Origin of the sequence: Streptomyces sp. NBC_01451, assembly GCF_036227485.1 — a bacterium.
Classification (GTDB): domain Bacteria; phylum Actinomycetota; class Actinomycetes; order Streptomycetales; family Streptomycetaceae; genus Streptomyces.
The window spans coordinates 2,293,702-2,311,698 of the sequence record NZ_CP109479.1; the positions used below are offsets into that span (position 1 = coordinate 2,293,702).

Consider the following 17,997-nt stretch of genomic DNA (forward strand, 5'->3'; position numbering starts at 1 on the left):
AGTCTGGTGAAGGCCCTCAACAAGGGGATCCGCAAGGCCGAAGTCTCACTGAAGTGGGATCCGAGTCCGGCGGGTCAGCCGCCCACCGATCTCGACATCGTCGCCGCGACCTACTCGGCGACCGATCCGTACGGCGATCCCGCCTATGTGGTGCACTTCGACAGCCGCTCTCCGGACGGCACGATCACGCTCAACCGGGACAGCAAGGACGGCAAGGGCTTCGGCTGGGACGAGGTCATGACGCTGGAGTTCGACCGGCTGGGCGCCCAGTACGCGCGCGTGGTCGTCGGCGTCGTCATCCAGCAGCGTTCCACACACCGGACGTTCGTCAGCGTCCGGGGGCCCGGCCTGCGCATCCGCGAGGGCTACACCGTCCTGGCCGAGGACGACTTCGGCGGCGTTCTGGGATCCACGGCGGCCACGGTCGCGGAGTTCGTCCGTGACGAGGCCGGGTCGTGGGACTTCCACTCCGGTGTCCAGGGCTTCGAGGACGACCCCTCGACGTTCAGCAGGGAGATGGGCCGCACGCGTCAGGCCTGATCCCTCCCCGGGGGTGAGGGAAGGCAGGGAGTGACGATCGCGAGGGTGGCGGCCAGGGCATCGAGTACGGCCTCCCGGTGGGGGACCGCACCGGGCCGGCCGTCCCCTCCCGGTGTCAGCAGTCCGCGGTCCACCAGCAGGTAGAGCATGCGCAGCGTGCGCATGGTGTTGGAGGCCCACGGCGGCACCGGCCCCGGTTCCCCCGTCCGGAAGGCCGCCGAGACGGCGTCCAGCCATCCCACCGACGCGGCGGCACCGAGACCGGGCCGGCACAGGACCTGGGTCAGCGCACGGGCGATCCGGTCGTCCTCCTGGGCGTCGAAGACATGCCCGGTGTCCGCCAGCAACCGCGCGACGGCCAGTTCGAACAGCGGTGCGGGATCCTGCTCCGGGCGCCGCGCGAGAGCCGCCAGCAGGTCGGCCCCGTGCGCGGCGGCATGCACCCAGCCCAGCACCGGGTCGTACCCGCGCAGATCGGTCTCCCCGGGATACCACCCGCTGAACGCCTCCCACCACGCCTGCCGCCACTCCCCCGCATCGGCGATCCGGGCCAGGACGAGGGGCGCGAACGCACGCGCCTGAATGCCGGGGTCGTCGAACAGCCCGGCCGCGCGGTCCCCGAGCCACCGCCGCTCGGCCGCGTCGAGGCCGGGTATCCAGCGGACGGCCGTGCCGTACGCACGCTCGTCCCGCACCACGGGGTCCGGGGACCGGAGATCCGCGACCAGCGCTTCGAGAGCGGCGGCCCTGGCCGCCCCCGAGAGCTCACCGATGTCATCGCCGTGAAGCCGCAACATGCCGTCCATGGAGGGAGGTTAGCTGCCCACGACATGACGGAGGAGGAGCACCGGCACATGGCCGGCACCCCTCCTCCCTCACTCACTCACCGGTCGGCGACCGGCCGTCGAGGTCAGCTGCAACCGCTGGTCGACCCGCAGCCCTCGCAGATGTAGCAGGACCCGGCCCGCTGCATCTTCGTACCGCAGGAGAAGCACAGCGGGGCGTCCGCCTGGATGCCCAGCTGCATCTCCACCAGTTCGGCACTGGTGTGGACCTGCATCAGCGCGGGCTCGGGCGTCTCCGCGACGGCGGCCTTCGGGGCCGCGACGGCCTTCAGCTCCTGGGTGCGGGGCGCCGACTGGGCCAGACCCTCGACCTCGATGCCGACCTCTTCCTCGGTCGGCTCGTAGGACCCCGTCTCCAGGTGCCGCTGGCGCTCGTCGGCGGAGTGGATGCCGAGGGCCGAGCGCGTCTCGAAGGGGAGGAAGTCCAGCGCGAGGCGGCGGAAGATGTAGTCGACGATCGACTGGGCCATCCGGACATCGGGGTCGTCCGTCATACCGGCCGGCTCGAAGCGCATGTTCGTGAACTTCGAGACGTACGTCTCCAGCGGCACGCCGTACTGCAGACCCACCGAGATGGCGATCGAGAAGGCGTCCATCATGCCCGCGAGGGTGGAGCCCTGCTTGGACATCTTCAGGAAGACCTCGCCGAGACCGTCGTCCGGGTAGGAGTTGGCGGTCATGTAGCCCTCGGCGCCGCCGACCGTGAAGGACGTGGTGATGCCGGGGCGGCCCTTGGGGAGGCGCTTGCGGACCGGGCGGTACTCGACGACCTTCTCGACGGCCTCACGGATCGTCGCCTCGGTCTTCGCGGTCACCTCGGCCTTCTCGTTCTCCTTCTTCTTGACGGAGAGCGGCTGGCCGACCTTGCAGTTGTCGCGGTAGATCGCGAGCGCCTTGACGCCCATCTTCCAGGCCTCGAAGTAGATCTCCTCGACCTCCTCGACGGTCGCCGTCTCCGGCATGTTGACCGTCTTGGACAGGGCGCCGGAGATCCAGGGCTGGATCGCGGCCATCATGCGGACATGGCCCATCGCGGAGATGGTCCGCTCGCCCATGGCGCAGTCGAACACCTCGTAGTGCTCGTGCTTGAGGCTCGGGGCGTCGATCACATGGCCGTGCTCGGCGATGTGGGCGACGATCGCCTCGATCTGCTCCTCCTGGTAGCCCAGGCGGCGCAGGGCCTGCGGGACCGTGCCGTTGACGATCTGCATCGAGCCGCCGCCGACGAGCTTCTTGAACTTGACCAGCGCGAGATCGGGCTCAAGACCGGTGGTGTCGCAGGACATCGCGAGACCGATGGTGCCGGTCGGGGCGATGACGGACGCCTGCGCGTTGCGGAAGCCGTTCTTCTCGCCGATGCGGACGACGTCCTGCCAGGCCTCCGTGGCGGCGGCCCAGATCGGGGTGTCCAGGTCGTCGATACGGACGGCCTTGCCGTTCGCGTCGGCGTGCTGCTTCATGACCCGCAGGTGCGGCTGCGCGTTGCGGGCGTAGCCGTCGTACGGGCCGACGACCGCCGCGAGTTCGGCGGAGCGGCGGTACGACGTGCCGGTCATCAGGGAGGTGATGGCACCGGCCAGGGCACGGCCGCCCACGGAGTCGTACGCGTGACCGGTCGCCATCAGCAGGGCGCCGAGGTTGGCGTAGCCGATGCCGAGCTGGCGGAACGCCCGCGTGTTCTCGCCGATCTTCTCGGTCGGGAAGTCGGCGAAGCAGATGGAGATGTCCATCGCGGTGATGACGAGCTCGACGACCTTGGCGAAGCGGTCGATCTCGAAGGACTGACGGCCCTTGCCGTCGTCCTTCAGGAACTTCATCAGGTTCAGCGAGGCGAGGTTGCAGGACGTGTTGTCCAGGTGCATGTACTCGCTGCACGGGTTCGAGCCGTTGATACGGCCGGACTCCGGGCACGTGTGCCACTGGTTGATCGTGTCGTCGTACTGGATGCCGGGGTCGGCGCAGGCCCAGGCCGCCTCGGCCAGCTTGCGGAAGAGCAACTTGGCGTCGACCTCCTCGATGACCTCGCCGGTCATCCGGGAGGTGAGCCCGAACTTGCCGCCCGCCTCGACGGCCTTCATGAACGTGTCGTTCACGCGGACCGAGTTGTTGGCGTTCTGGTACTGGACGGACGTGATGTCGTCGCCGCCCAGGTCCATGTCGAAGCCCGCGTCGCGCAGGGCGCGGATCTTCTCCTCTTCCTTCACCTTGGTCTCGATGAAGCCCTCGATGTCGGGGTGGTCGACGTCGAGGATGACCATCTTGGCCGCGCGGCGGGTGGCGCCGCCCGACTTGATCGTTCCCGCCGACGCGTCCGCGCCGCGCATGAAGGAGACCGGGCCCGAGGCGTTGCCGCCGGAGGAGAGCAGCTCCTTGGAGGAGCGGATCCGGGAGAGGTTCAGGCCGGCGCCCGAGCCGCCCTTGAAGATCATGCCCTCTTCCTTGTACCAGTCGAGGATCGACTCCATGGAGTCGTCGACGGACAGGATGAAGCAGGCCGAGACCTGCTGGGGCTGCGGGGTCCCGACGTTGAACCAGACGGGGCTGTTGAAGCTGAAGATCTGGTGCAGGAGGGCGTACGCCAGCTCGTGCTCGAAGATCTCGGCGTCGGCCGGGGAGGCGAAGTACTTGTAGTCCTCACCGGCCTTCGTGTACGTCTTCACGATGCGGTCGATGAGCTGCTTGAGGCTCACCTCGCGCTGCGGGGTGCCGACAGCACCGCGGAAGTACTTGCTGGTGACGATGTTGACCGCGTTCACCGACCAGAAGTCGGGGAACTCGACGCCACGCTGGTCGAAGTTGACCGAGCCGTCGCGCCAGTTGGTCATGACGACGTCACGGCTCGCCCACTCGACCTCGTCGTACGGGTGCACGCCGGGGGTGGTGTGGATGCGCTCGATGCGCAGCCCCTTGCTCGCCTTGGTGCTGCCCTTGGCGCGGGAACTCCGTGCCGGACCGCTCGCCGTCTCTGTCATGCCGCCTCCCAGTATCGGGCAAAACGCCCAGAAGTGTCACGTTGTTCCCATGACACGGTGTGGTTTCTTGCGCCGCGGGCGTTCTCGTGATGTCGCCCGCAGCAGGTCTTTGGATTGCCGCCACCCGGGGCCGGGGCCGGACGCGCGGTCCGGGTCCGGCCCGCCGGTCAGTCGGTGGCGTTGGCGGGCACGGGGACCTGAGCAGTCCCCCCGGACCCGCGATCGTCCTGCCGGCGCCCCACGTCCGGGTCTTCGTCGTCCACGGCGGGGCGGCGCGGCACTTCCCTGAGCTCCGCGATCGCGGCCTCGAAGTCGTCCAGCGAGTCGAACGCCCGGTAGACGGACGCAAAGCGCAGGTAGGCGACGAGGTCGAGTTCCTGCAACGGACCGAGTATGGCCAGCCCCACGTCGTGGGTGGTCAGCTCGGCGCTTCCGGTGGCGCGCACCGCCTCCTCGACCCGCTGGCCGAGTTGGGCGAGAGCGTCCTCGGTGACAGGCCGTCCCTGACATGCCTTGCGCACGCCGTTGATGACCTTCGTACGACTGAACGGTTCGGTGACTCCGGACCGCTTGACCACCATGAGCGAGCACGTCTCGACGGTCGTGAACCGACGGGAGCAGTCAGGACACTGGCGGCGCCTGCGGATCGACGTGCCGTCGTCGGTCGTACGACTGTCGACCACACGGCTGTCGGGATGCCTGCAGAAGGGGCAGTGCATGGTCTCCAACCCTCCCTCACAGCAGACTCAATAGCCTCGTAGGGACCCTTGAGCCCCTCGAAGCAGCCCCCAGCATAGGTGATGCCCGAGGGACCGAAGACCCGGGGGACCACAACTTCTGGGCTACAGCTGCAATCCAACCACTAGATGTGGGGATTGGCCCGTACATCCATCACGTAGCGCGTGTCGCACCAGTATTGGCATGTGCCGCACGGCCATACCGCCGCGGCAGGGCCGATCCGGCCCGGCCGTATCGCTCCGGAACATGCGGAGATACGGTGAGGACCGCGCGCTGCGGAGGTCGATTCCCGGTCGACCGGGTTCCGGATGGCAGACTTGGGCATCGGCCCGGGAGGTTGCCGCCTCGGCGGTGAAGGGTATAACAAAGGGCCCTTTTGTCCGCTCGGCGCGGCGTGAGTCATACACCCAAACATCTGATCGCGGCAGGCCATCGGCAATTTTTCACTCGAACGTGTGTTTGGCGCAACCTTTCGAAAGCAACTACCGTTGCACTGCACGGGAGACCATCGAGAGGGGCCGACGTGACCACCACCGCAGACAGTGCCACCATCACTGCCCAGGACCGCTCCCAGAGCCGACTCGAGCCGGTGCATGCGATGAACGAAGCCACGAATCCTGAGGGACCCAAGCGGTCCCTACCTGGACGACCTCCAGGAATCCGAGCGGACAGCTCGGGCCTCACCGACCGGCAACGGCGCGTGATCGAGGTCATCAGGGACTCCGTGCAACGACGCGGTTACCCGCCGTCGATGCGCGAGATCGGGCAGGCAGTCGGCCTCTCCAGTACTTCATCGGTCGCACATCAGCTCATGGCTCTGGAGCGCAAGGGATTCCTGCGCCGCGATCCGCATCGCCCGCGCGCCTATGAAGTACGCGGTTCCGACCAAGGGGCTTCCGTGCAGCCCACGGACACCGCGGGCAAGCCCGCCGCGTCGTACGTCCCGCTGGTGGGACGCATCGCCGCAGGCGGTCCCATCCTCGCCGAGGAATCGGTCGAGGACGTGTTCCCGCTCCCCCGCCAACTGGTGGGCGACGGAGAACTCTTCGTCCTGAAGGTCGTCGGTGACTCGATGATCGAAGCCGCGATCTGCGACGGCGACTGGGTCACGGTGCGCCGCCAGCCGGTCGCCGAGAACGGCGACATCGTGGCCGCGATGCTGGACGGCGAAGCCACCGTCAAGCGCTTCAAGCGCGAGGACGGCCATGTCTGGCTCCTCCCGCACAACTCCGCGTACCAGCCGATCCCCGGCGACGAGGCGACGATCCTCGGCAAGGTGGTGGCGGTCCTCCGCCGCGTGTGAGAGCTGCGGGAAGCGGGGCCTTACGGACCCCGCCCCTGGCCGGGCCCCGGAACCCCTGCGCCGGTTCCGGGGCCCTGTGTTGTCCCGTGTGCAGGTGCGCGACTGTGCCGGTCGCCGACTGAGATCGGTGACCGGCACAGTCGTGTCTACGCCTCCCCGGTCTCCTCGGCGCGCTCCGACTCCTCGGCGGTCTCGGGCACCGGGGCTTCCTCCGTCTGCTTCGCCGCCGCGTCGATCGCGGCCAGCGACCGCCGGACCACATTGCCGTCCGTGGTGTACCAGAAGTCCGGCAGGGACGCCTTGAGGTAGCTGCCGTACCGGGCCGTGGCGAGACGCTGGTCCAGCACGGCGACCACACCGCGGTCCCCCGTCGCCCGTACGAGGCGGCCGGCGCCCTGGGCCATGAGGAGCGCCGCGTGGGTGGCGGCGACGGCCATGAAGCCGTTGCCCCCGGCGTCCTCGACGGCCTTCTGGCGGGCGCTCATCAGCGGGTCGTCCGGGCGCGGGAACGGGATCTTGTCCATGACGACCAGCTGGCAGCTGGCACCCGGGACGTCCACGCCCTGCCAGAGGGACAACGTGCCGAACAGACAGGTCCGCGGGTCGGCCGCGAAGTTCTTGATCAGCTCACCGAGCGTCTCCTCGCCCTGGAGGAGGATCGGGAACTCGGGGATACGGGACCGCAGTTCCTCCGCGGCGAGCTGGGCCGCCCGCATCGAGGAGAACAGGCCGAGGGTGCGCCCGCCCGCCGCCTGGATCAGCTCCGTGAGCTCGTCGAGCATGTCGCCGCGGTCGCCGTCGCGCGCCGGACGCGACAGGTGCTTGGCGACGTACAGGATGCCCTGCTTCGGGTAGTCGAAGGGCGAGCCGACGTCGACGCCCTTCCACTGCGGGAGGTCGTCGCCCGCGGTGCCCTCCGGGGCGAGGCCGAGGGAGGCCCCGACGCCGTTGAAGTCGCCGCCCAGTTTGAGTGTCGCCGAGGTCAGGACCACGGAGCGGTCCGTGAAGAGCTTCTCCCTGAGGAGGCCCGACACCGACATGGGGGCGACGCGCAGGGAGGCTCCGAAGCGGTCGTGCCGCTCGTACCAGACGACGTCCCACTCGGAGCCGTTCGCGATCCGCTCGGCGACGTCGTGCACGGACTCCACCGAGGCCAGCGCCTGTTTGCGGACCGCGTCCTCGTCCTGGACGGACTTGTCGCGGGTCGCGCCGATCGCGGAGATCACCGTGCGGGCCGCGTCTCTCAGTGCCATCAACGCGTACCCGAGGTCCTCAGGGACCTCTTCCAGGCGGCCCGGCAGGGCCAGTTCCATCACCCGCTCGAAGCCCTCGGCCGCCGTCTGGAGCTGGTCTGCGGCCTTCTCGTTCACCAGCTTCGCCGCCCGGCGCACGGCACGGTTGACCTGGCCGGGAGTGAGCTCGCCGGTGGCCACTCCGGTGACCCGTGAGACCAGTTCGTGCGCCTCGTCGACGATCAGCACCTCGTGCTGCGGGAGGACGGGGGCGCCCTCGATGGCGTCGATCGCGAGCAGCGCGTGGTTAGTGACGATCACCTCGGCGAGTTTGGCGCGCTCACGGGCCATCTCGGCGAAGCACTCGGCTCCGTACGCGCACTTCGAGGCGCCCAGGCACTCACGGGAGGAGACGGAGACCTGTGCCCAGGCCCGGTCGGAGACGCCCGGGGTGAGACCGTCGCGGTCGCCGGTCTCGGTCTCGTCCGACCATTCGCGCAGGCGCAGCAGGTCCTGGCCCAGCTTGCTGGTGGGCGCCGCCGCCTCGAACTGGTCGAAGAGGCCCTCGTCCTCGTCCTGCGGGACACCCTCGTGAAGGCGGTGCAGGCACAGGTAGTTCGATCTGCCCTTGAGCATCGCGAACTCGGGGCGGCGGCGCAGCACCGGGTGCAGCGCGTCGACCGTGCGCGGCAGGTCGCGCTCCACGAGCTGGCGCTGGAGCGCGAGGGTGGCGGTCGCGACCACGACCCGCTCCCCGTGCGCGAGCGCGGGTACGAGGTAGCCGAGCGACTTTCCGGTGCCGGTGCCTGCCTGGACCAGCAGATGGGAACCGTCGTCGATCGCCTCCGCGACGGCTTCGGCCATGGTCACCTGGCCGGGGCGCTCCGTACCGCCGACGGCGGTGACGGCAGCATGCAGGAGTTCGGGGAGTGAGGGCTTCGTCATAGCGCGACCACCCTACGGGGCGGCACTGACAATCGGGTGATCAAGGCGGAAGCGCACGGTGGGACCAGGAGTGGCGCAGGGGGTCTACAGCGCATCGCGCAGGCCCCGGTCCCGGACCATGAGGGCGGCCCGCTTGGCGGGCAGGTCGAGCTCGGCGCCGAATCGGAACCCGGCGCTCAGGAAGGCCGACACACAGGGCGTGTTGCGCAGGTCCGGTTCCGCGACGACGCGCGCACAGCGCGGAAGGTGGTCGAGTACGAGGTCGGCGACCGCTCTGAGCAGGATTCCGCCCAGTCCGCGCCCGCGATCGGCGACTGCGCCGAGCAGGAGGTGCAGTCCGGTGTCGTGGGGACGGGCCGGATAGTGCCGGGCCAGCGGGTCGAGGTCGGCGCGGTAGATCTCCCAGTAGCTCATCGGGGTGCCTTCCAGCACGCCGAGGCAGGGGACGCTGCGTCCGTGACCGTCGAGCTGGGACCGCAGATGGGCCTCGGTCACGCGCTCGGTGCCGGCGAGCTCCCAGAAGGTGGCGACGGTGGGGTCGTTCATCCAGCGCCCGATGAGGGGGAGATCGCGCTCGATCCGGACGGGGAGGAGGTGGAACGAGCCTGCGGGCGTGCTGATCGGCCCCCAGTCCGCGATGCCGTCGAGGGGATCGCCGCCGGGCGCCGGGGGGACGGTGTCCGCCGCCCTGCCGCCGTCGGCGTACATCGTGAGGAACCCGTCGGGCAGGCGCAGCTCCAGCGTGTCCTCGCTGTCGCCGACGGTGCGGAAGTCGGCGTCGTTCTCGGGGGCCGGGGCGGTCGGGAAGTCGGTACGGGCGTGGGTGCGCGCGTCGGTAGGAGGCACGGGACGCTCCTCTCAGGAGATGGGGTGTGTGGTGGTGTTCCTCAGGGGGTGAAAGGGAGTTGGTGGTGTCAGGGGGGAGGTGTCGACGGCGTCAGGAAAGGAGGGGGTTGGCGATGCTGACGTAGACGGACTGGGTGTCGACCGGGCCGACGAGTTCGTCGAGTCCGTGCAGCCGGGTGAGCAGGTTGGCCTTGCAGCGCAGGACGGGTGAGTCCAGCAGCCGGCCGGGCAGGGACGTACGCAGTCGGGCGGGACCGGAGGCGACGTCCGTGAGGAAGCGGCGGAAGGCTGCCAGCAGCAGCCGTTCGTCGGCGAGGTGCTGGGAGCCGAACGCGCCGATGAGGCCGAGGACGTTGTTGATGCCGAGGTAGTAGGCGAAGCGTTCGTCGGTGACCTCGTCGGAGACGAACGTGTCGCTCTGTTCTCCGATGCCCGGCAGCCGGGCGTCGAGTTCGGCGCGTCGGGACTCGCGGAAGTAGTACCCCTGGTTGTCGCGGTAACGGCCTCCCCGGGGCCAGCCGTCGGCGTCCAGCAGAAGCAGGGTGTTCTGCTGGTGGGCCTCCAGGGCGATGCCTGCCTCGCTGTCCAGCCAGAGCACGGGCCGTACGACCTGCTCCAGGTAGCGCAGGAACCACTCGGCGGCGACGGCCCCGCGCGGGCGGCCGGTTCGTCCGGCGAGCCGTGTGACGACCTCGGTGAGCCGGGACCGCAGGACCGGGCCCTCCCGTCGCGGGCCGGCCGTGCTGCCCGGGTGGGCGCGGGGGCGGGGCGAGACGAGTCCCGCGATACAGGACACGTCGTCCGCGGGGTGGAACGGGTTGTGCCGGATCACCACGTCGAGGCCGGGGACGGGGCGGCCGTCCGGGTCGTCGACGGCGAGCCAGGCCGGGTCGCGGACGATGTCGAAGTCCGGGTGGGCGGACTGCCACTGCTTGGCCAGTCCGCAGCGCAGCAGCCGGTGCACTTCGACGCCCCGGTGGAGTTCCTTGCGGAGGTTCTCGCGCCGGGAGTTGGTGATGCGCAGCCCCAGCGAGAGCTTCAGCATCGCGGAGGCGCCCGAGCGGTGGACGGTGCGTACGGAGGAGGTGGGGTGCCAGGGGGAGCCGTGGGTGCAGAGGTCGCGGAGCAGACCGGCCTCGAACAGGGCCGCGATCTGCGGGCGGTGACGGGCCTCGCGGATCTGCCAGGGGTGCAGCGGGAGGGCCGCGAAACCGTCGGGCAGCGGCAGCGCGGCGCCGATGAGCTGCGCGGTGAGCTGCTCGGCGCGGACGGGGCGGCCACGCTCGGTCCAGGCGGAGTCCGTGGCGAGCACGGAGGGGGCCACCGCCAGCCAGTGCAGCGGGAAGGAGCCGCGCAACTCCGGTGAGTAGAGCCGGGCTTCGGCCTCGGCGAGCCCTTCGCGGCTCTTCGGGGTCGGATGCAGCGGATGGCCGAGCAGCAGCGCCTGCTCGGCGGCGAGAAAGAGGTCGGGCCCGTCGGCCGGTTGCGCACGGCGGTCACGGATGAAGGTGGCGGTCCGGCGGACGGAGTCGGCGACACGTGCGACCAGGTCCACCGCGTCGGGGGGCAGGACTGCGGGGCCGGGCGTCGGCGGGGCCGGCGCGTCGATCACCGTCGGGGTGCCGTCCACATCGGCCGGGGGCACCTCGGTCATCGGGTCGGTTCCGGCCGTCTTCGGGCCGTCGTACGCCTCCCTGGCGAGCAGGGTCGCGACGGTGATCGCGTCGGCGGCCGGGGCTCCCGCGGGGGCGTCGGCCAGATGGGGCAGGCCGAAGCGGTGCCAGCCGGTCGGGGACCAGTAGTGGACCGGGGCCAGCAGGGCGGTGCCGCTGGTGGGGAGGGGGATGCGGAGGGTGCCGTCCTCGGGAGGGGCGAGGTCCTTCTCCCGCACCCAGCAGCGCAGCAGGTTCTCGGTGGCGGCGGCCTGGGCCGCGATGTGGGGGTCGAGGTGTTCCAGGAGGTCGGCCGTGGCTCCGCGCGCCCACCCGCCGCCGTCGGCTGTTCCCTTCTGACGGGGCACTGTGTCCCTCTCGGGCGCCGAACCTCGCGCGGGGGTGAGGTGGGAACGGCCTTCGGGTACGGGGGTGCTGTTCAAGACCGTTCCTCGTGAGGTTGTGCGAGTGCGCGTACGGGGCGGGGCAGGCGAACCGGGTTGGTACGGGCGGGCGTTGGGTCCGGCTACCCCGCTCGCTCGGCGTGGGCGGAGTGCCTGGCGTGCGGGATGCCGGAGTCGGTGCGGCCGCGTGCCACCGCCGCCACGGCGTCTGCGAGCCGGTCGAGGACCGCCGCGGCCTGTTCGTCGCTGATGGTCAGCGGCGGCAGCAGACGGACGACGCCGGCCCGGCGTCCGCCGAGTTCGACGATCAGTCCCCGGCGCAGGCACTCCTGCTGTACGGCGGCGGCCAGTTCGGGCGCTGCGGGACACGGTCCGCCGTCGGCCGGGCGGGGGAAGACCTCCGGATCGGTGTCCCGGTCGCCGTCGGCGGAGTCCGCGGCAGGGCCCGTGCTCCGCTCCGCCCCCGGTTCGACGAGTTCGACCCCGATCATCAGTCCCCGTCCGCGTACATCACCGACGATCGGGAACTCCGCCGCCAGCTGGCGGAGTTGGCTGAGCATCCGAGCGCCCAGGGTGGCCGCGCGTTCGGCGAGTCCGTGTTCGCTGACGTACTTCAGGGTGGCCGTCCCGGCGGCCATGGCGAGCTGGTTGCCGCGGAACGTGCCCGCGTGGGCGCCGGGTTCCCAGACGTCGAGGTCGTCGCGGTAGACCACGACGGCCAGTGGCAGGCTGCCGCCGATCGCCTTGGACAGCACCATCACGTCGGGGGTGACCCCGCTGTGCTCCACCGCCCAGAAGGTGCCGGTGCGGCCGACCCCCGTCTGGATCTCGTCGGCGATCAGCGGGATCGAGCGGGACTCGGTGATCCGGCGCATCCGCCGCAACCAGGCGTCCGGCGCGGGAATCACCCCGCCCTCGCCCTGGACGGGTTCGAGGATCATCCCGGCGGGCAACGGCACGCCCGACTTGGTGTCGTCGAGGACGGACTCGGTCCAGCGGGCGGCGAGTTCGGCACCCTGGTCGCCGCCCATCCCGAAGGGGCAGCGGTAGTCCTGGGGGAAGGGCAGCCGGGCGACCCGTACGTCGGTCGCGTGGCCGGAAGCACTGAGCGACCCGGCGGTCATGCCGTGATAGGCGCCCGTGAAGGCGAGCACGCCGGTGCGGCCGGTCGCGGCGCGCACGAGCTTGAACGCGGCCTCCACCGCGTCCGTCCCGGCCGGTCCGCAGAACTGCACGCGCGCGTGGTCGGCGAGTCCGGGCGGCAGGGTGCGGAACAGTTCGGTGATGAAGGCGTCCTTGACGGGGGTCGCCAGGTCGAGGACGTGCAGTGGCGCCCCCGAGTCGAGGACCTTGCGGATCGCCTCCAGCACGACGGGGTGGTTGTGGCCCAGGGCCAGCGTCCCCGCGCCCGAGAGACAGTCGAGGTAGCGGCGGCCGTCGGCGCCCTCGATCGTCAGCCCGCGGGCCCGTACGGGGACGATCGGCAGGGCGCGCGCGTAGGTGCGTGCCGATGACTCACGCGCCGACTGGCGCCGCAGAATCCCCTCGTGCGCCCCGCGCGCGCCCGCGCACGTATCGACGTCCGCGTCCGCTTCCTCCGACGCCCGGGATTGCCGCGCCACCTCGTGCGCCCCCGTACCCATGGACTCCCGCAGCCCCAATGCCCCAACTCCCCGCTGTTCCCATGCTCCGCCGCCTCGCCGAGCACCAACTCGCCGATACACCCCTCCCGTTACCAACACCCTGCGCACCGCAGGAGTCACGGGTCGCCTCAAGATCCTTGCCGGGACGGCGCCGTCGCCTCCGTACTCCGGAGACAGCACTCCGGAAACAGCCGTACCAAGGCGTCACACCGGCGGCCCGACGGACGATCAGGAGACCGGACCGCCCGTAGCGAAACCGTTGCCGTTCCAGCGGATGAGCCCCACAGCGACCGCATAGTGTGTGTTGCCGAACGGGGACAGCACACGGTTCGAGCACGCCAGGGGGAGACAGATCATGCGACCCATACGCCCACCCTTCATCGCCCGGGACGGGAAGGGCGCACACCGCGGAACCTCCCCCGTGACAGCCGTCGCCGGCCTCGCCCTGGCACTCGCGCTGACGGCCACCGCCTGCGGCTCCGGCTCCGACTCCGGGGGTTCCGACGCGGGCGGACAGTCCTCCGCCTCCGCGACCGACGACGGTGCGGGAAAGATCACGATCCCGGACGGGCTCAGGGACAAGCTCAAAGAGCACGGGATCGACATCGACAAGTGGAAGAACGGCGCCTGGAAGAACTGGGACAAGGACGACTGGCTGCGCGAGGCCGAGGACTACGTCAACCCGATCATCGAGGGCCTCTGGGACGCGGACCGGATGCGGGACGCCGACGACCCGGAGAAGAGCGTCGACACGAACGACCTCACCGGCGACCAGGGCGTCACCGACCCGACGCCGCGGGCGGTGAGGGCCACGGCCGTGCCGCCCGCCTACCACTCCAACGCGCCCGAGGCGGGCAAGGTGTTCTTCGACGCCCCCGAGGGCACGATGGTCTGCTCGGCGACCGTGGTGGAGGACCCCGCCCACCCCGGGAAGTCGAACCTCGTCTGGACCGCGGGCCACTGCGTGCACGCGGGCAAGAAGGGCGGCTGGTACCGCAACATCGCCTTCGTCCCGTCGTACAACGACGCGGGCAGGTCGAGCGCCGAGCTGAAGAACGCCGCTCGCGCGGAGGTCGCTCCCTACGGCGTGTGGTGGGGTGACTGGACACAGACCTCGGACCAGTGGATCGCGCAGGGCGGCTCGACGGGCGGCGACGGGGCACCGTACGACTTCGCGGTCATCCATGTGACGCCCGAGAAGGGCGGCAGCGGCAAGTCGCTGGAGGAGACGGTCGGTTCGGCCCTCCCGGTGGACTTCGACGCGCCTGCCGTGTCACAGGTGGGGAGCATCACGGCGACCGGCTATCCGGCGGCGGCACCTTTCGACGGCGAGACGATGTACCAGTGCCGGGACGAGCCGGGCCGACTGTCGATCGTCAGGTCGGATCCGACGATGTACCGGATCGGATGCACCATGACCGGCGGTTCCTCCGGCGGCGGCTGGGTCACCACAGGCTCGGACGGCAACCCGGCCCTGGTCTCCAACACCTCGATCGGCCCGGTCAGTTCGGGCTGGCTGGCGGGCCCACGACTCGGCAAGGTCGCGAAGGGCGTGTACGACGAGGTGAGCGGCAAGTTCGCCGCCCAGTGACGCGATGGGCCCCCACACCAAAGGCGTGGGGGCCCATCGAGGGGCGCGGGGCTCTGACATTTGCGGCTCCGCCGCGTGGGCGCGACCAGCCACAACGAACCCGCAGACGAAAACGCACCCGCCCGGCGGAGCCTAAAGCGCAGCCGCCACCGGAACGTACGGCGCCAGTTCCGCCGCGAGTTCCTCGTGCACCCGCGCCTTGAGCAGCGTGCCCTCCGCGGTGTGCTCCTCGGAGATCACCTCGCCCTCACTGTGGGCACGGGCGATCAGCTTGCCGTGGGTGTACGGCACGAGCGCCTCGATCTCGACCGAGGGCCGGGGCAGCTCGTTGTCGATCAGCGCGAGCAGTTCGTCGATGCCCTGGCCGGTGCGGGCGGACACCGCGATCGAACGCGTCTCCATCCGCATCAGCCGCTGGAGCGTCAGCGGGTCGGCCGCGTCCGCCTTGTTGATCACGACGATCTCGGGTACGCCGGTGGCGCCGACGTCCCTGATGACCTCGCGCACGGCGGCCAGCTGCTCCTCCGGGGCCGGGTGCGAACCGTCGACCACGTGCAGGATCAGGTCGGCGTCGCCGACCTCCTCCATGGTGGAGCGGAACGCCTCGACCAGGTGGTGCGGCAGGTGCCGGACGAAACCGACGGTGTCGGTCAGCGTGTGCAGCCGTCCGCTCGGCGTCTCGGCCCGGCGCACGGTCGGGTCGAGCGTCGCGAACAGGGAGTTCTCGACCAGCACGCCCGCGCCCGTGAGGCGGTTGAGCAGCGAGGACTTGCCGGCGTTGGTGTAACCGGCGATGGCGACCGAGGGCACCTTGTTGCGGCGGCGCTCCTGGCGCTTGATCTCGCGGCCGGTCTTCATCTCCGCGATCTCCCGGCGCATCTTCGCCATCTTCTCGCGGATCCGGCGCCGGTCCGTCTCGATCTTGGTCTCACCGGGACCACGGGTGGCGAGGCCGCCGCCCTTGCCGCCGCCCATCTGACGGGACAGCGACTGACCCCAGCCGCGGAGCCTCGGCAGCATGTACTGCATCTGCGCGAGCGCGACCTGCGCCTTGCCCTCACGGGACTTGGCGTGCTGGGCGAAGATGTCGAGGATCAGGGCCGTACGGTCGATGACCTTGACCTTGACGACGTCTTCGAGGTGGATCAGCTGGCCCGGGCTCAGCTCACCGTCGCAGATGACGGTGTCCGCGCCCGTTTCGATGACGATGTCCCGCAGCTCGTTGGCCTTGCCGGAGCCGATGTAGGTGGCCGCGTCGGGCTTGTCGCGGCGCTGGACGACGCCGTCGAGCACGAGCGCGCCCGCGGTCTCCGCGAGGGCGGCGAGCTCGGCGAGCGAGTTGTCCGCGTCCCGGACGGTCCCCGTGGTCCAGACGCCGACGAGCACGACCCGCTCCAGGCGGAGCTGGCGGTACTCGACCTCGGTGACGTCCTCGAGCTCCGTGGAGAGGCCCGCCACGCGGCGCAGGGCCGCGCGCTCGGAGCGGTCGAACTGGTCGCCGTCCCGCTCTCCGTCGATCTCGTGGCTCCAGGCGACGTCCTCTTCCATCAGGGCATCGGCCCGAAGACCTTCGGGGTAGGTGTGCGCGAGGCGCTCAGTGTCCTGGGAAGGGGAAGAAGAGGAGGTCATTGGATCCTTACGTCGATGAGGTTTCCGTGTGCGGCGACGGAGCGAACCCCGTCACCTGTCACAACGCGCGAGCGGACCGGGAGATTCCCGGAGGCCGTCCCGTGAGGCCGGGGCGGCGCCGCCGACCTGAAGATGGTCGCACGGCACGCCCCGTCTCGTCACGGTGTTATTCCGTGGCGCTATGCCGTGGGCGCGACGGACTTCCAGTCGGGGTGCCCGGGCATCGGCGGCGTCTTCTCCGCGTACAGCCATGCCTGGAAGAACGCGCTCAGGTCCCGCCCGGCGATGCCGGAGGCGAGGTGCTCGAAGTCGGCGGTGCCGGCGACGCCGTCCTTGTGGAGGCCGACCCAGGCCTCCTCGACCCGCTCGAACGCGGGGCGGCCGATCTCCTGACGCAGGGCGTAGAGGGCGAGGGCGGCCCCGTCGTAGACGTTCGGGCGGAAGATGCCGATCTTCTGGCCGGGCTTCGGCGGCTTGGGGGCGGCCGGTGGTCCGCCTGCCGCCCGCCAGCGGTCGGAGGCGCCGTAGGCCGCCTTCATGCGGTCCACCAGCTTCCGGCCCGCCTTCTCCTCCGCGTACAGGGCCTCGTACCAGGTGGCGTGTCCTTCGTTGAGCCACAGGTCGGACCAGGTACGCGGGCTGACGCTGTCGCCGAACCACTGGTGGGCCAGTTCGTGCACCATGATCGAGTCGACGTACCACTCGGGGTACGCGGGCTCGGTGAACAGGTCTTTCTCGAAGAGGGAGAGTGTCTGGGTCTCCAGCTCGAAGCCGGTCGACGCCTCGGCCATGAGCAGCCCGTACGTCTCGAACGGGTAGCGGCCGACCTTGCTCTCCATCCACTCGATCTGCGCGGGCGTCTTCTTCAGCCACGGTTCCAGCAGCGCGCGGTCCTTGGTGGGGACGACATCGCGCAGGGGCAGTCCGTGCGGCCCGGCGCGGTGCACGACGGTGGAGCGGCCGATGGACACCTGGGCCAGTTCGGTGGCCATGGGGTGCTGGGTGCGGTACGTCCAGGTGGTGGCCGTACCGACCCGGTCGACGCCCGTCGGCAGGCCGTTGGCCACGGCCGTGTAGCCGTTCGGGGCGGTGACCCTGATGGTGAACATCGCCTTGTCGGAGGGGTGGTCGTTGCACGGGAACACCAGGTGCGCGACATCGGCCTGGTTGGCCATCGCGAGCCCGTCGTTCGTGCGCACCCAGCCGCCGTCCCGGCCCGGCGCGGACACGGGGTCGCTGGTGTGCCGCACGGTGATCCGCGTCCAGCTCCCGGCGGGCAGCGGCGCCCGGGGCGTCACCACCAGGTCCTCGCCCGCGCTGGTGAACGAGGCCGGCTCACCGTCGACCTCGACCGACTCGACCTTCCCGTGGGAGAAGTCGAGGTTGACCTGTTCCAGCTCGGTGGTCGTCCAGGCGTCGATGGTCGTGACGGCGGACAGCGGCTTGGTGTTGGTTCCGGAGTAGCTGAGGGCGAGGTCGTACGACGCCACGTCGTACCCGGGGTTGCCCAGGTGCGGGAAGAGGCGGTCGCCGACGCCCAGGGGTGCCGCGGGGGCACTCGCGGCGACGAGGCAGACGGAGACGGCGGAGGCGAGCAGCGCCGACGTGAACCGGGTACGGGGGTTGAGCAGCATGCACCACCGCTACCAGCGCCCGT

General features: G+C 70.4%; 12 protein-coding genes. 3 read left to right on the plus strand and 9 right to left on the minus strand.

Annotated elements, in window-relative coordinates; translation table 11 throughout:
* Positions 1-6: 6 nt before the first annotated feature.
* Entirely contained in the window at positions 7-540 is a 534-nt protein-coding gene (locus OG595_RS09690) for a TerD family protein (protein WP_329270051.1), read from the plus strand.
* Here OG595_RS09690 and OG595_RS09695 read toward each other — a convergent pair.
* The 3 genes from OG595_RS09695 to nrdR form a co-directional block, all read right to left on the minus strand.
* Positions 531-1,346: a DUF2785 domain-containing protein gene (locus OG595_RS09695; protein WP_329270053.1), complete on the minus strand. Its 816-nt coding sequence runs from the start codon at positions 1,344-1,346 to the stop codon at positions 531-533. The genes OG595_RS09690 and OG595_RS09695 overlap by 10 nt on opposite strands.
* Before the next feature lie 104 nt (positions 1,347-1,450).
* Positions 1,451-4,357 (minus strand): vitamin B12-dependent ribonucleotide reductase, encoded by a 2,907-nt coding sequence (locus OG595_RS09700; RefSeq protein ID WP_329270055.1) that lies wholly within the window; start codon positions 4,355-4,357, stop codon positions 1,451-1,453.
* A gap of 167 nt (positions 4,358-4,524) precedes the next feature.
* Positions 4,525-5,076: a transcriptional regulator NrdR gene (gene nrdR / locus OG595_RS09705; RefSeq protein ID WP_329270057.1), complete on the minus strand. Its 552-nt coding sequence runs from the start codon at positions 5,074-5,076 to the stop codon at positions 4,525-4,527.
* A gap of 542 nt (positions 5,077-5,618) precedes the next feature.
* On the opposite strand from nrdR, the gene lexA reads away from it, so the two are divergent.
* Positions 5,619-6,398, plus strand: coding sequence for a transcriptional repressor LexA (gene lexA, locus OG595_RS09710; RefSeq protein WP_329270060.1), 780 nt, complete (start codon positions 5,619-5,621; stop codon positions 6,396-6,398).
* 146 nt (positions 6,399-6,544) lie between these two features.
* Here the strand turns inward: lexA and OG595_RS09715 are convergent, their stop codons facing one another.
* From OG595_RS09715 to OG595_RS09730, 4 genes are all read right to left on the minus strand, one after another.
* On the minus strand, positions 6,545-8,575 hold the full coding sequence (locus tag OG595_RS09715; RefSeq protein ID WP_329270062.1) for an ATP-dependent DNA helicase: 2,031 nt from the start codon (positions 8,573-8,575) through the stop codon (positions 6,545-6,547).
* An 84-nt stretch (positions 8,576-8,659) separates the two neighbouring features.
* Positions 8,660-9,421 carry a GNAT family N-acetyltransferase gene (locus OG595_RS09720; protein ID WP_329270064.1) on the minus strand — a complete coding sequence of 254 codons (762 nt, stop codon included), beginning with the start codon at positions 9,419-9,421 and terminating at the stop codon, positions 8,660-8,662.
* Positions 9,422-9,512: 91 nt separating this feature from the next.
* Complete coding sequence (locus OG595_RS09725) at positions 9,513-11,516, minus strand: IucA/IucC family protein (protein WP_443072990.1); 2,004 nt, start codon at positions 11,514-11,516, stop codon at positions 9,513-9,515.
* 83 nt (positions 11,517-11,599) lie between these two features.
* Positions 11,600-13,120, minus strand: a complete 1,521-nt coding sequence (locus tag OG595_RS09730; protein WP_329270066.1) for a diaminobutyrate--2-oxoglutarate transaminase family protein — start codon at positions 13,118-13,120, stop codon at positions 11,600-11,602.
* Positions 13,121-13,475: 355 nt separating this feature from the next.
* Between OG595_RS09730 and OG595_RS09735 the strand changes: the two genes are divergently transcribed.
* Positions 13,476-14,711 (plus strand): trypsin-like serine peptidase, encoded by a 1,236-nt coding sequence (locus tag OG595_RS09735; RefSeq protein WP_329270069.1) that lies wholly within the window; start codon positions 13,476-13,478, stop codon positions 14,709-14,711.
* Positions 14,712-14,843: 132 nt separating this feature from the next.
* Here the strand turns inward: OG595_RS09735 and hflX are convergent, their stop codons facing one another.
* Positions 14,844-16,340, minus strand: coding sequence for a GTPase HflX (gene hflX, locus OG595_RS09740; RefSeq protein ID WP_329270072.1), 1,497 nt, complete (start codon positions 16,338-16,340; stop codon positions 14,844-14,846).
* A 179-nt stretch (positions 16,341-16,519) separates the two neighbouring features.
* Positions 16,520-17,974 carry a M1 family metallopeptidase gene (locus OG595_RS09745; protein ID WP_329270074.1) on the minus strand — a complete coding sequence of 485 codons (1,455 nt, stop codon included), beginning with the start codon at positions 17,972-17,974 and terminating at the stop codon, positions 16,520-16,522.
* Positions 17,975-17,997 lie beyond the last annotated feature (23 nt).

Coding starts and splice junctions, on each gene's coding strand:
- OG595_RS09695 (WP_329270053.1), bottom strand. CDS start 1,346: ATGGACGGCATGTTGCGGCTTCACGGCGATGACATCGGTGAGCTCTCG.
- OG595_RS09700 (WP_329270055.1), bottom strand. CDS start 4,357: ATGACAGAGACGGCGAGCGGTCCGGCACGGAGTTCCCGCGCCAAGGGC.
- nrdR (WP_329270057.1), bottom strand. CDS start 5,076: ATGCACTGCCCCTTCTGCAGGCATCCCGACAGCCGTGTGGTCGACAGT.
- OG595_RS09715 (WP_329270062.1), bottom strand. CDS start 8,575: ATGACGAAGCCCTCACTCCCCGAACTCCTGCATGCTGCCGTCACCGCC.
- OG595_RS09730 (WP_329270066.1), bottom strand. CDS start 13,120: ATGGGTACGGGGGCGCACGAGGTGGCGCGGCAATCCCGGGCGTCGGAG.
- OG595_RS09735 (WP_329270069.1), top strand. CDS start 13,476: ATGCGACCCATACGCCCACCCTTCATCGCCCGGGACGGGAAGGGCGCA.
- hflX (WP_329270072.1), bottom strand. CDS start 16,340: ATGACCTCCTCTTCTTCCCCTTCCCAGGACACTGAGCGCCTCGCGCAC.
- OG595_RS09745 (WP_329270074.1), bottom strand. CDS start 17,974: ATGCTGCTCAACCCCCGTACCCGGTTCACGTCGGCGCTGCTCGCCTCC.